The sequence below is a fragment of the Luteibacter sp. P4_D7_3 genome, from assembly GCF_056401735.1.
This window is the reverse complement of the sequence record NZ_JBFUIT010000084.1, coordinates 1-13,307: the sequence shown is the minus strand read 5'-3', so window position 1 is coordinate 13,307 and position 13,307 is coordinate 1. Positions and strand designations below refer to the sequence as shown.

Below are 13,307 nucleotides of genomic sequence, written 5' to 3'. Positions count from 1 at the left end.
GGCGACTACCTGACCGAGATCAACGTCACATCTCCGACATGCATCCGCGAACTGGATGCCCAGTTCGGCATTAACATCGCGGGGCTGATGTTCGACGCAATCGAGGCCCGATGACGACCCGCACCACCGGCGCCGACCTGTTCGGCGCGACCCTGCTGTTTTCGCTGCTGCTGCACGGTGTCGTCATCCTTGGCATCACCTTCGACGCGGAGAAGCCCAAACCGAGCGTTCCTACGCTCGATGTCACCCTCGTGGACGTCGCCAACCAGGAACAGCCGGACAAAGCCGACTTCCTGGCCCAGGCGAGCAATGCCGGCGGCGGCGACCAGGACAAAGCGGCCCGGCCGTCTGAGCCGGTCTCCGGTCCCCTGCCGACCCCCAACCAGGGCATGACCGCGGAGCCCAAGGACGCCCAGGCGCCAGCGCCAACCGAACGCACGCCCGCCCAGTTGCTCACCACGTCGGGCGAGACGGGTTTCACCGTCGACTCCACGAAGGAGCAGGCCGAGCAGAAGGAACGCCCGGTCCCGATATCCGACGAAGACGTGCAGCGAAAGCTGGAAATGGCCAAGCTCTCGGCTGAGGTACGCGAGCAATCGCAGGCCTACGCGAAGCGCCCGAAGAAGAAATTCATTTCGTCCAATACGCGCGAGTACGTCTACGCGGCCTATATGAAAGGCTGGGTCGGTCGCGTGGAGCGGGTGGGCAACCTGAATTATCCCGACGAAGCGCGCCGCCAGGGCGTCTACGGTGAGCTGGTGCTCACGGTGGGCCTCAATCGGGACGGCACGATCAAGAGCATGGACGTGATCAAGAGCTCGGGGCACAAACTGCTCGACGAGGCGGCCCAGCGCATCGTGCGCCTCGCCGCCCCCTTCCCCGCCCTCCCGCCGGACAAGACTCGCGTGGACGAGCTGTACATCACGCGTACGTGGCAGTTTTTGCCGGGCAACGTGCTGCGCAATTACTAACCGCCGCAGCCTGACGAGGGTACAGGTCATGCCGGCCGTTGTAGGAGCCGATTCATCGGCGATCCCGCAGCAGGGGGCCAGCCAAGCCTCGGATGAGTCTTCCGGCTATCCCGCTCGGTTGGCTTTTCGCCGCTGAAGCGGCTCCCACATTTCCTATTTCAACAGCTGATCCGCCTCGCTGACATAAGCCTTCTCCGCCTTCCGGTCCCAAACACACAACTCGCGCCCGGGCCGGTTATTCATGTGCTTCTGCGGATAACGCCCGGCCAGGACCAGCGCCGTGACCGGTACGCGGTCGTCGTACTGAATCGGGCCGCCGACAGGCTTGACATCCTTCAGACCACTCGCGGCGACGCAGGCCTTCGTCAGCCGCTGGTCATAGTCCTTCCAGGCTGACGGCGACGACGCCAGTGCGCCAAACGCGACCGAGCCTCCTGCGAGCAGGACAAATACCTTTGTAAACATCGTCTTTCCCATGAAACAGACTCCTTTCGTGTAGGGCCCCAACCTAGCCGAATGGCGCTGAATATTCGCGCACGAGTCATGGTCGTAGTGGCTACAATGAGGCCATGACGATCGCCAACACCTTCGCGRGGCAATTTCTTATTGCGATGCCCTCCCTGGCCGAACCTCCGTTCGCGAGAGGCGTCGCCTTTCTTTGCCAGCATGGCGAGGACGGCGCGGTCGGCCTACTGATCAATCAGATCTCCGAATACCGTCTCGGCGACGTGCTCGCGCAGATGAAACTCGACTGCGAAGATCCGGAGATCGCGGACTACCCGGTGCTCATTGGCGGTCCCGTGCAGCAGGAGCGCGGTTTCGTACTCCATCGTGAGCCGGGACGCTGGGACTCCAGCTACCGCGTCAACGAAGACTGGTCGGTCACGACCTCGCGCGACATCCTCGTCGCCATGGCCAAGGGCGAAGGTCCGCGCCGTGCCGTCGTCACGCTCGGCTATGCCGGCTGGGAAGCCGGTCAGCTCGAGCAGGAAGTCATGGACAACGCCTGGCTGACCACCCGCGCCGACGAACGCATCATCTTCGATACACCGCTCGACGAACGCTGGACCGCCGCCACGCGCAAGCTGGGTGTGACCGACCCCTCCCAGATCGCCGGCTATGCCGGCCACGCCTGAGTTCGGGGCGCGATGAGCTGTCTGTTCGGATTCGACGTCGGGACGAAGATCGTCGGCGTGGCCGTCGGTAATCGGCTTACCGGCACGGCACGCGCGCTTGCCGCCGTCCCGGTCCGCGATGGCCAGCCGGACTGGCAGACCCTCGATACGCTGCGCCGCGAATGGCTGCCGACGGAGCTCGTGGTCGGGCTGCCACTCGACAACGACGGCAAGGAACAACCGATGACACGCACCGCGCGTCGCTTCGCCGAACGCCTGGGCGAACGCTACGGTCTGCCAGTCGCCTTCGCCGACGAACGCATGAGTTCGCAGGAAGCGGCACGCCGTTTCGCCGCCGCGCGTGCGGCCGGTACACGCAAGAAGTCGGACGTGAAGTCGATCGATGCCGAAGCCGCCGCCGTCATCCTCGAAACGCATCTCGCCCAGTTCTAAGAACCGTTTCAATCCACCCCTTGAGGACGTCGACGTCATGTCACAACGCCTGCGCCACCTGACCACCCTCGAGAACCTGCCGCGCGAAACCATCGAGCGCCTGCTCGATCGCGCCAACAGCATGCGTGAAGCGACCGCACATGGCACACGCAAGCTCGACCTGCTCGGCGGCCGCACGGTGCTCAACCTGTTCTTCGAACCCTCCACGCGCACGCGCACGTCGTTCGAGCTGGCTGCACGCCGGCTCGGTGCCGACGTGATCAACTTCGACATCGGCTTCTCGTCGACCGCGAAGGGCGAGGAGCTGTTCGACACGCTGCATACCCTCGAAGCGATGCACCTGGACACGATCATCGTGAGGCATAAGGAGTCGGGCACGCCGGACTCGCTGGTCAAGCACGCGATGAGCGGCGTGGCCGTGGTCAACGCCGGCGACGGCAATCGCGCGCACCCCACCCAGGGCCTGCTCGACGCACTGACCATCCGCAACCATCACCCGGATTTTCGCAAGCTGCGCATCGTGATCTGCGGCGACGTGCGGCACTCGCGCGTCGCCCGCTCCGATGTGCACGCTTTCACGGCGCTGGGTGCGAAGGATGTCCGACTCGTCGGTCCGTCCTCACTGCTGCCGGCTGAAGGCGAACTGGAAGGCGTGACTCTCCACGAGGATTTCGACGAGGCGATCGAAGGCGCCCACGCCGTGATCATGCTGCGACTTCAGAAAGAACGCATGGCCTCCACGGACCTGCCCGACGAAGCCGCCTACTTCGAGCGCTTCGGCCTCGACACGAAACGGCTCGCCCGTGCCGCCAAGGGCTGCCTGGTGATGCATCCTGGCCCGATAAACCGCGGCATCGAGATCGCCACCGAGGTCGCCGATGGCGCCCAGTCGCGCATCCTCGAGCAGGTGGGCAATGGGGTGTTCGTGCGCATGGCCGTCCTGGCTGAGGTCATGGGACGCTGATCCCGCGCCGGGCCCGGCTTCCGGCATAATGGCCGGACCAAGGGACAACTCAAACAATGGGATACGAAATGCGACCGACGAAGCGACTCATCGCGCTCGGCGTCGCCAGCGTGCTGCTGGCGGCCTGCGGCCACAAGGACAAGGACGCCCCGCTGGCCTTCGTGCCGGCCGACACACCGTACGTAGCCGCCAGCCTCGACAAGCTGGACGACGACGCCTATGAGGCCATGCTCAACCAGGTCAACACCGAGCTGCCCAGCCAGGTCGCCCAGATGAAGGCGCTGGCCCAGGACATGGAAGCCAAGGGCAACGTCGATGGCTCCCACCTCATGAAGGCAGTGGCCGCCGAGTTCGACGGCAAGACCGCCGAAGCGGCGCTGAAGAACCTCGGCCTCGACATCAAGACCGGCTCGGCCATCTATGGCCTGGGCCTCAGCCCGGTGGCGCGTGTCTCGCTCGCCGACCCCGCTGCCTGGGAAGGCTTCGTCGGCCGCCTCGAGACGGCCTACGGTAAGAAGCTGGAAACCGCCGATGCCGGCGGCCAGACCTACCGTCATGTGGCCATCTCCGACACCGGTATCCAGTTGGTCATCGCCACGGTGGGCAAGCAGGCGGTGGTCTCGCTGCTGCCGGCCGATGCCGCGCAGCCGATGATCCGTCAGGCGCTGGGCGCCGACCGTCCGGAAAAGAGCCTCCAGGAAGACGGTCGCCTCGCCGACCTCGCCAAGGACAAGGGCTACAAGGACTACGCCGTCGGTCAGCTGGACCTCACCCGTCTCCTGCCCCTGATCGCGGCAGGCAAGGATCCGCTCTTCGCTGCCTTCATCAAGCAGCAGTCGGCCAAGACCGGCGAGCCTGCCCCCGTGCTTCCGGCAAGCTGCCAGACAGAAGCGTCGCGCATTGCCGCCCGCGTGCCGTCGATCAGCTTCGGCTACACCAAGCTCGACCTTCACCACCAGGAACAGCGCGTCGACGTGGCACTTGCCGACGACATCACCAAGGCCTTCTCGGGCCTGAAGGTAGAGCTGCCGGGACTGGGTCAGGACGCGACGGCACCGTTCGACGTCAGCCTCGCGCTGCCTGTCGAACAGATCCGTACCTTCATGACCGCCCAGTCCGAAGCGGTCGCCGCGAAGCCGTTTGAATGCCCGGCCTTCGCCAATATGAATGACAGTTTCACCAAGCTCGGGTCGACGATGCAGCAGGCGGCCATTCCGCCGTTTGGCGACATCCGCGGCGTGCGCATCGTCATCGACTCGTTCAAGCCGGCGGCATCCGCTGCGCAGATGCCGCAGATCACGGGCCGCGTCGTGCTTGCCACCCGCAATGCCCCGGGGCTGCTCGCGATGGGTCAGGCCGTGCTCGGCGGCGACTTCAAGCTGGCCGGCGACGGCAAGCCCGCACCGCTGCCCGCGAACATCGTCGGCATGCTCGGCATGCCGGGGTGGGCCGCGATGAATGGCCAGGCTATCGCCATCGGCGTGGGCCCGGGCGAGGACGCCAAGCTCGACGAAGTGCTGATGGCCAGCACCGGCGATGCCGGCCGGCTCAGCCGCATGCACCTCAACGGCGACATGTATCGGGCCTGGGTCGACGTGATGGCGGAGAAGGCACAGACCTACGCCAACGCGATGACCACCGCTGCCGGTGCCGATGGCGCTCCGGATAGCCAGGCCGAAGACACCGCAGCCGCACAGCGCTCCAAGGCGCAGTTCGACTCGATGAAGGCGCAAGCCACCCGTGTCGTCCAGGTTGCCGGGGAAGCCCACATGGAAGAAAAGGGCCTCGTCATTTCGGGCGCCGTCGAATACAAGTAAGTCTTAGCAACAAGTGTCACGAAAGCGCCCTACGGGGCGCTTTTTTTTGGTTTCTCGTGGATTACCCGGGCACGCCGAAGACGTCGCCTCGCGGGCTCTGCGAGTGGCTGGCTAGCCGCTCATGCCGCGGCGGGCGCTGCGGGCGCTGCGGGCGCTGCGGGCGCTGCGGGCGTGGAGTTCGCGGCGCAGAGCCTTCGGTGCCCACCCTCGCTGCTCAGACAGTCCTCCGCGTTTCGTAGCGGAAAGGCCGCTGCGCGGCCCATGTTCTGATATGGCCTACGGCCGCTCCACTTGTGCGGAACTCGCCTCGAGGGTGGGCACCGAAGACTCTTCCCATCCCTGAGGTTCGTGTGGGTCGAGCCGACAAAGCAGCGCGCTTCGGTTGCTGGCTCGTCGCCATCGCCATCGCCAAACGGTCGACCCCAGCGCGTCGAGATCGTCCGCGCTAGGTAGCGCAGCGGCGAGGAAAACGCTCGCCGCGCCGGGAATGACGTATCTGCACGACCGCCGTAACGGCCCGCTTCGGTGGCAACACCCACGCCCAACGGCTCTCCGTCCAGCCGACCGTATCGTCGTGAGAGACCTTGGTGTCCACCCTCGAGGCGAGTTCCGCACAAGTGGAGCGGCCGTAGGCCAGATAGATACATGGGCCGCGTCAGCGGCCTTCCKWTYCGAACGCGGAGGACTGTCTGAGCMGCGAGGGTGGGCACCAAGGTCTCCCCGCGAGACGCCCAAGTGTACGAAGCGACGGCGAAGCCGAGCCCGCGAAGCCGAAGGCGAGCCATGCGCGAGGTGCGAAAGAATGCCCGGCCTGAAAGCCAAGCGCCCGGGTCGCGGCAATCCACGATGAACCTTTTTTCGGCTTGTGTGGGAGACGGCTGGGCGCCTTCTGTGCGTCTTCGGCAAAAGCTGAACGAAGCTGTTGCGTGGGCACAAATCGTTCACGGACGCGCTGTTCCCATAGGTCCCGGACAGGCAGCCACAGCCCGTGGCGCCGTTCCCCAGTCCCATAAACAGATTCGTAAAAAGGAGTTCACCATGAACCATGCCAACCTCCGCAAGGCCCTGTTCGCTGCTGCCCTCGTCGCCGGTCTCGGTACGGTGCCGTTCGCCCAGGTGAATGCTCAGGACTCCATGGCTCCGGCCGCTTCCAAGGCCGATAACCAGACGGTCGCCGGCAAGACCGACGATGCCTGGATCACCACCAAGGTGAAGTCGGAATTCGCCACGAAGAAGGCCGTCAAGGGCAGTGACATCTCGGTTACCACGACCGAAGGCGTCGTCGCGCTGACCGGTACGGTCACGACAGCGAAGGAAAAGAGCAACGCTGAGAAGATTGCCAAGGCTGTGAAGGGCGTGAAGAGCGTGGACGCCAGCGGTCTGACGGTCGGTGCTGCTGCTAACTAAGAGCGGCCTTCCAGGGTCGTGAAAAAGAGGGCGCCGCGAGGCGCCCTCTTTTCGTTTGGCGATCGCGGGAGATGGCTTGCATAAGCCCGCCTTGCACCCGATGGCGGCGTCGATGTCGGGGAAAGCCTAGGGATAGAGCGAGATCGCGCTGACGCCGAGGCGGGCCTTGGGGCGACATCGGCTGCGCGCACGCTCACGTGTAATAGCCGGGCGCGGACGTCGCGCGATCTTGTACAAGGACAGACATCATGCAGAAAGCCTCCCTCCTTTCTTTGGCCGTTGTTAGCGCACTCATCAGCGCCACCGCGATGGCCAGCAATCCCGCGATCAAGCCCGGCGACCGATCTACGGGAAGCGGCGTCTCCACAGACCCGTCGGGCGCGCGCGTGCGCCCCGGCTTTACGAATCMCGGCGGCCATATCGTCGTGAAAGCCGGCGCGGCCTCCTCCACCTCGTGCCAGGACCGTACCGGCTACAGCCCTCAGACATGGTCTTTCTTTGATATCTGGGGCTCGTTCTACATCGCGCGGCCGGCAGATGTGGTCGGTGCAGTGCGCTATTGCGTCAGTGTGCAATCCGACAACACGCCATCATTCGCCGTCAAATACGACGCGACCGGTATGTGAGAATCGCGCCAGTCCCTCGCTAGGGCGTGACTGGCAGGGGGCTGATGCAGGCCATCGATAACGGCCTCATCAGCTTCCCCTTCTCGCGTTCAACGCGACAACATGCCGCCGAAGGTCTGCTTGTCGCTGACCTGGTCGATCTCGACGCCTTCCAGACCCTGCGAGAGCGTATGGGCATCGCCACCCTGGGCGAGTTTGATCCGCAGCCGCACTTCATTCGAACTGTCGGCGTGACGCAGGGCGTCTTCGTACGAGATCTCGCCAGCGTGGTAGAGCTCCACGAGGCTCTGGTCGAACGTGCGCATGCCCAACTGGTTGGAATCGCGCATGAGCTCCTTGAGCTTATGCACTTCACCCTGGCGAATGTAGTCCTGGGCGAGCGGCGTGCCGAGGAGCACTTCCACGGCGACACGACGGGCCTTACCGTCCGGCGTCGGGATGAGCTGCTGGGCCACGATGCCCTTGAGGTTGAGCGAAAGATCCATGAACAGCGCGCTGCGGCGGTCTTCCGGGAAGAAGTGCAGGATGCGGTCGAGCGCCTGGTTGGCGTTGTTCGCATGCAGCGTGCACAGGCACAGGCACAGATGGCCGGTTTCCGAGAAGTTGATCGCGTGTTCCATGGTCTCGCGTGTACGCACTTCGCCGATCATGATCACGTCCGGCGCCTGGCGCAGGGTGTTCTTCAGCGCGTTCTCCCAGCTGTCGGTATCGATGCCGAGTTCGCGCTGGGTGACGATGCAGCCTTCGTGCTTGTGCACGTATTCGATCGGGTCTTCGATCGTGATGATGTGACCCGTGGAATTCTGGTTACGGTAGCCRATCATCGAGGCCAGCGACGTGGATTTACCCGTACCGGTACCGCCGACGAAGATGATGATGCCTCGCTTGGTCATCGCCAGCTGCTTGATCACCGGCGGAAGGTTGAGCTCTTCCGGGGTCGGGATCTTCGACTCGATCCGGCGCAGCACCATGCCGACGCAGTTGCGCTGGTAGAAACACGAGACACGGAAGCGGCCGACGCCCGAGGCACTGATAGCGAACTGGCACTCGTGGGTCTTTTCAAACTCCTCGCGCTGGGCGGGAGTCATCACATTGAGCACCATGTCGCGCGATTGCTGCGCGGACAAGGGGCTTTGCGTGATGGGAACGATGCGCCCCTGCACCTTCATGGACGGCGCGACACCGGCGGTGATGAACAGGTCGGATGCCTGCTTATGCACCATCAGCTTCAGGAAAGAGGTGAAATCGAAGTCGCTCATCGCGTGTATCCCCATGGCCGGACCGGGCCGGCGCCCCTGGGGCGATCATATACCGCCGCGATGAGCCCTGCAGCGACGCCCTTCACGGTTGCGGCCGGCCTGCCACGCGGCAGGACCGGTCGCCGCGCCCGTTTAACGGAAGCTTTCCTTGTTCTTGGCGTACATCAGCCCTTCCTGACGCGTGATCAGGCCGCGCTTGACCAGGTCCAGGAGGTTCTGGTCCAGCGTCTGCATGCCGTACTGCTGTCCGGTCTGGATCGCCGAGTACATCTGGGCGACCTTGTCTTCGCGAATGAGGTTTCGGATCGCCGGGATGCCGGTCATGATCTCGTGGGCGGCGATGCGGCCACCGCCGACCTTCTTCAGCAGGGACTGCGAGATGACCGCGCGCAGCGACTCGGACAGCATCGAGCGGACCATCGGCTTTTCGCCGGCAGGGAACACGTCGATGATGCGGTCGATGGTCTTGGCGGCCGACGAGGTATGCAGCGTGCCGAACACCAGATGCCCGGTTTCCGCGGCGGTCAGGGCCAGGCGGATGGTTTCCAGGTCGCGAAGCTCGCCGACCAGGATGTAGTCGGGATCTTCGCGGAGTGCGGAACGCAGGGCTTCGTTGAAGCCATGGGTATCGCGGTGGACTTCACGCTGGTTCACCAGGCACTTCTGCGAGGTGTGGACGAATTCGATCGGGTCCTCGACGGTGAGGAGATGGCCGTATTCGGTCTTGTTGATGTGGTCGACCATGGCCGCGAGGGTGGTCGACTTGCCCGAACCGGTCGGCCCGGTGACCAGGATCAGGCCCTGAGGSTGCTCGATCAGCTCGCGGAAGATCTTCGGCGCACCGAGGTCTTCCAGGGAGAGCACTTCCGAGGGAATGGTGCGGAACACGCCACCCGCGCCACGGTTGTGGTTGAAGGCGTTCACACGGAAACGGGCCAGGCCGGGGATCTCGAAGGAGAAGTCGGTCTCGAGGAACTCTTCGAAGTCACGCCGCTGCTTGTCCGACATGATGTCGTAGATCAGCGAATGGACCTGCTTGTGCTCCAGGGCCGGGATATTGATCCGGCGCACGTCGCCGTCGACGCGGATCATTGGCGGGAGCCCCGCGGAAAGGTGCAGGTCGGAGGCCTTGTTCTTCACGGAGAAGGCAAGGAGTTCGGCGATATCCATTTGGGTCCCCTATCTTTGTGGGCATAGGTAAACACGCCCGGGGGTCGGCGGCAAGGCGCGGCACCATATATGCTTCGATGACTGTGAAAGACGTCGCGTATGGAGCGGACACCCCCATGAATCGGATCGCCTTCATCGGCGGCGGCAACATGGCCACGGCGCTGATCGCCGGCATGATCCGCCACGGCGCCCAGCCGGGCGGCATCGCCGTGGCCGAGCCGCGTGCCGAGGCCCTGCAGGAGCTCTCACGCGAGTACGGCGTGGCCACCTACACCAACAACCTCGATGCCGCCGAAGGCGCCTCGATCCTCGTCCTGGCGGTGAAACCGCAGATGATGGCCGATGTCTGCCGGGCCCTGCGGCCGGTGGTGCAGAAGTACCGGCCGGTGATCATCTCGATCGCCGCGGGTATCCGCATCGCCCAGATCGAACGCTGGCTGGACGGCTCCCTGCCCGTGGTCCGCTGCATGCCGAACACCCCGGCGATGATCGGTGCCGGCGCCACCGCCCTGTTCGCCAACGGCCGGGTCAGCGCGCCGCAACGCGCCGAGGCCCAGCACGTACTCGACGCCGCCGGCCTGACGGTGTGGGTGCCGGAGGAAGACCAGCTCGATACGGTCACCGCCCTTTCCGGCAGCGGCCCGGCCTACTTCTTCCTGATGGTCGAAGCGCTCGAAAACGCGGCATTTTCTCAAGGTCTCTCCCGGGAGACCGCACGCGCCCTTGCCGCCCAAACGGCACTCGGTGCCGGCCGCATGCTGATCGAGAGCGGTGAAAGTGCCGCTACGCTGCGCCAGCGGGTCACCTCACCGAACGGCACCACCCAGGCGGCGCTGGACAGCTTTCGCGCCGACGGCTTCCCTGCCATCGTGGCGCGCRCCGTCGACGCGGCACGCCGCCGCAGCTTTGAACTTTCCGAAGACATGGAATCGAACACGTGAACTACCTGACCAACGCGGGCTCCCTGATCCTGGATTTCATCTTTGGGGCCCTCGTCACCCTCTTCGTGCTGCGCCTGCTGGCCGAAGCGTTCCGCGCTGACTTCAACAACCCGATATGCCAGTTCCTCTACCGCTTTACCAACCCGATCCTGCGCCCCGTGCGCAAGGTGCTGCCGAGCGTGCGGCGCGTGAACACCGGCGCCCTGCTGGCGGTGTTCCTGCTCGAGTGCGTGAAGTGGCTGCTGGTCATGGCCATCAACGGCGTCATGCCCAACGTGGTCGGACTGGCTATCGTGAGCCTCGGCGAGACCCTCGACTTCTTCCTGCTGACCTGGGTCGTGCTGGTCTTCGCCTGGTCGCTGATGAGCATGCTCTCGACCGACCGCTACCATCCCGTGGCGCGTCTGGTCACGAGCCTCGCCGATCCGCTGGTGCGGCCGCTACGTGGCCGCATGACCCTCGGTGGCCTGGATTTCTCGCCGACCGTGGTCATCCTCGGGCTGATCCTGGCGCGCATGCTGGTCGCGGCGCCGATCAAGGATTGGGGCATCGCCTTGATGATGGGCGGCCTGTAAGGCCGTATCCTTCGGAGGTCCGCTCCTTGTGGGGGCCGCTGCTTGCGGGAGCCGCTTCGTGTGGGAGCCGCTCCTTGTGGGAGCCGCTTCAGCGGCGATGGGGCGCTTGCCTCATTCCGGCCCGCTGCCGCGGGATCGCCGATGAATCGGCTCCTACAGGGAGCCGAAGCGGTTACCGGCCGCCGAGGCGCCGGGCGTCGGTGACGTTCGGCAACGCCCCAAGCCGCCCCAGCACCATCGACAGCTGCTCGTAATCCTTCACTCGCAGCGTGAAGCGCATCTCCACTTCGCCGGTCTTCACATGCACCCGGCTCGATGAAGCGACGATGTGCGGACCGGTGTTGCTGATCGTGGTTGCGACGTCCTTCTGCAGGCCCTTGCGGTCGTAACCGCGAAGCTCGATGTCGACCTCGTAGTTCTGCACTTCCACCCTGCCCCAGCTCACGTCGATGACGCGCTCGGGGTTCCTGCGCGCAAGGCGGGACAGGCTGGCGCAATCGGATCGATGCACGGAAACGCCCCGCCCACGGGTGATGAACCCGCGCACCGGGTCGCCGGGCAGCGGCTGGCAGCAGCGTGCCAGCGTGGTCAGCAGGTTGCCGACGCCCTCGATGGAAAGCGCGCCGCGATCGTGCTGTGCGGCGCGCGATGCCACGGGATTCCCCGACTGGGTGATCTCGTGCTCGACCGGCTCCTGCAGCGAGCGCGCAATCTGGCCCAGGGACACTTCGCCCAGTGCAACCGTGACGAAAAGCTCTTCGACGCCCTTGAGACGGAAGTGCGTGGCGAGCTTGGCCAGGTCGACATCGTCGAGTGCCAGCTTGCGCAGTTCCTTCTCGAGCGCCGCCTTGCCAGCGATGATGTTGGCGTCGTGTGCGGTTCGGCGGAACCAGGCTCGCACCTTCTCCTTCGCACGCGAGGTGTTGAGGTAACCGTGGTGCGAGGAGAGCCAGTCGCGGCTCGGCTCGGAGCTCTTGGTGGTGAGGATTTCGATGGTGTCGCCACTGCGCGGCTGTGTGGTCAGCGGCACGATACGGCCGTTGACCTTCGCGCCACGGCAGCGATGCCCGACCTCGGTGTGGATGTGATACGCGAAGTCGAGCACGGTGGCACCACGCGGCATGTCGATCACTTCGCCCTTGGGCGAGAGCACGTAGACGCGGTCTTCCATCAGCTCGGTTTCAAAACCGGCCGCCAGCTCGGCCGCGTCGTCCTCGCCACGCGGTTCGAGCAGCTTGCGCATCCAGGCGATCTTCGCCTCGAACTCCGCATCCGCGCCGCCGCCCTCCTTGTAGCGCCAGTGCGCGGCCACGCCAAGTTCGTTGGCGCGGTGCATYTCGTGCGTGCGGATCTGCACYTCSAGCGTCTTGCCCGACGGGCCCATGACCGCAGTRTGCAGCGAGCGRTAGYCRTTGCCCTTSGGSCGYGCGAYRTARTCGTCGAACTCGCCSGGCAGGTGCGGCCACAGGCTGTGCACGAGACCGAGCGCGGCATAGCAGTCGGCCACGCTGTCGACAAGGATGCGCACCGCGCGGATGTCGTAGAGGTCGGAGAACTCCAGACCCTTCTTCTTCATCTTTTTCCAGATAGAGAAGATGTGCTTCGGGCGACCGGCCAGTTCCGCGTGCACACCCGCGCCTTCCAGAGTGCTGCGCAATGTCGCCAGGCTCGAGGCGATGAAGCTTTCGCGATCCGCACGGCGCTCGTCGAGCAGCCGCGCGATGCGCCGGTAGGTATCCGGTTCGAGGTAGCGGAACGCGAGGTCTTCCAGCTCCCACTTGAGCTGCCAGATGCCGAGCCGGTTGGCCAGGGGCGCATGGATGTCGGAAGTGAGCTGAGCGAGCTCACGACGTTCGTGGTCCGGCAGGGCCATGGCCGTGCGCATGGCCGCCAGCTGGCGGGCAAGCAGCACGAAGACCACGCGGAGGTCACGGATGATCGCCAGCAGCAGGCGACGCAGTCCTTCGGCGCCGCCGACCGGACCGCGCTGGGCATGGAGTGCCCAGACC

The 13,307-nt window shown here is 65.0% G+C and carries 14 protein-coding genes; 10 read left to right on the top strand and 4 right to left on the bottom strand.

Annotated features, from left to right (window positions below; all coding sequences use genetic code 11):
• A partial coding sequence (locus AC1DSN_RS10035) for an ATP-grasp domain-containing protein (RefSeq protein WP_477330554.1) occupies positions 1 to 114 on the top strand: 114 nt, incomplete at its 5' end.
• Positions 111 to 971, top strand: a complete 861-nt coding sequence (locus AC1DSN_RS10030; RefSeq protein WP_213948752.1) for an energy transducer TonB — start codon at positions 111 to 113, stop codon at positions 969 to 971. The genes AC1DSN_RS10035 and AC1DSN_RS10030, both read left to right, overlap by 4 nt.
• A 153-nt stretch (positions 972 to 1,124) precedes the next feature.
• Here the strand turns inward: AC1DSN_RS10030 and AC1DSN_RS10025 are convergent, their stop codons facing one another.
• Positions 1,125 to 1,448 (bottom strand): hypothetical protein, encoded by a 324-nt coding sequence (locus AC1DSN_RS10025; RefSeq protein WP_477330552.1) that lies wholly within the window; start codon positions 1,446 to 1,448, stop codon positions 1,125 to 1,127.
• 92 nt (positions 1,449 to 1,540) lie between these two features.
• Between AC1DSN_RS10025 and AC1DSN_RS10020 the strand changes: the two genes are divergently transcribed.
• The 6 genes from AC1DSN_RS10020 to AC1DSN_RS09995 all read left to right on the top strand — a co-directional run bounded on the left by AC1DSN_RS10020 (position 1,541) and on the right by AC1DSN_RS09995 (position 7,353).
• On the top strand, positions 1,541 to 2,107 hold the full coding sequence (locus tag AC1DSN_RS10020; protein ID WP_477330550.1) for a YqgE/AlgH family protein: 567 nt from the start codon (positions 1,541 to 1,543) through the stop codon (positions 2,105 to 2,107).
• A 12-nt stretch (positions 2,108 to 2,119) separates the two neighbouring features.
• Complete coding sequence (gene ruvX / locus AC1DSN_RS10015; RefSeq protein ID WP_477330548.1) at positions 2,120 to 2,539, top strand: Holliday junction resolvase RuvX; 420 nt, start codon at positions 2,120 to 2,122, stop codon at positions 2,537 to 2,539.
• 37 nt (positions 2,540 to 2,576) lie between these two features.
• Positions 2,577 to 3,503 carry an aspartate carbamoyltransferase catalytic subunit gene (locus AC1DSN_RS10010; protein ID WP_063573352.1) on the top strand — a complete coding sequence of 309 codons (927 nt, stop codon included), beginning with the start codon at positions 2,577 to 2,579 and terminating at the stop codon, positions 3,501 to 3,503.
• A gap of 68 nt (positions 3,504 to 3,571) precedes the next feature.
• A complete protein-coding gene (locus AC1DSN_RS10005) occupies positions 3,572 to 5,320 on the top strand; it encodes a hypothetical protein (protein WP_477330546.1) in 1,749 nt (582 codons plus the stop codon).
• Positions 5,321 to 6,358: 1,038 nt separating this feature from the next.
• Positions 6,359 to 6,727: a BON domain-containing protein gene (locus AC1DSN_RS10000; protein ID WP_477298573.1), complete on the top strand. Its 369-nt coding sequence runs from the start codon at positions 6,359 to 6,361 to the stop codon at positions 6,725 to 6,727.
• Between the two features lie 248 nt (positions 6,728 to 6,975).
• Positions 6,976 to 7,353, top strand: a complete 378-nt coding sequence (locus AC1DSN_RS09995) for a hypothetical protein (protein ID WP_477330544.1) — start codon at positions 6,976 to 6,978, stop codon at positions 7,351 to 7,353.
• Between the two features lie 89 nt (positions 7,354 to 7,442).
• Here the strand turns inward: AC1DSN_RS09995 and AC1DSN_RS09990 are convergent, their stop codons facing one another.
• Positions 7,443 to 8,612: a PilT/PilU family type 4a pilus ATPase gene (locus AC1DSN_RS09990; RefSeq protein WP_477330542.1), complete on the bottom strand. Its 1,170-nt coding sequence runs from the start codon at positions 8,610 to 8,612 to the stop codon at positions 7,443 to 7,445.
• A gap of 132 nt (positions 8,613 to 8,744) precedes the next feature.
• Positions 8,745 to 9,782: a type IV pilus twitching motility protein PilT gene (locus tag AC1DSN_RS09985; protein ID WP_477330540.1), complete on the bottom strand. Its 1,038-nt coding sequence runs from the start codon at positions 9,780 to 9,782 to the stop codon at positions 8,745 to 8,747.
• A 116-nt stretch (positions 9,783 to 9,898) separates the two neighbouring features.
• Between AC1DSN_RS09985 and proC the strand changes: the two genes are divergently transcribed.
• Together proC and AC1DSN_RS09975 are read left to right on the top strand one after the other, a co-directional pair.
• Entirely contained in the window at positions 9,899 to 10,723 is an 825-nt protein-coding gene (proC, locus tag AC1DSN_RS09980) for a pyrroline-5-carboxylate reductase (protein ID WP_477330538.1), read from the top strand.
• Positions 10,720 to 11,298 (top strand): YggT family protein, encoded by a 579-nt coding sequence (locus tag AC1DSN_RS09975; RefSeq protein WP_477293958.1) that lies wholly within the window; start codon positions 10,720 to 10,722, stop codon positions 11,296 to 11,298. The genes proC and AC1DSN_RS09975 overlap by 4 nt, the downstream gene beginning before the upstream one ends.
• Positions 11,299 to 11,470: 172 nt before the next feature.
• On the opposite strand, the gene AC1DSN_RS09970 is transcribed toward AC1DSN_RS09975, so the two are convergent.
• Positions 11,471 to 13,307, bottom strand: a 1,837-nt coding sequence (locus AC1DSN_RS09970) for a RelA/SpoT family protein (protein ID WP_477330536.1), incomplete at its 5' end; no start/stop codon positions are given.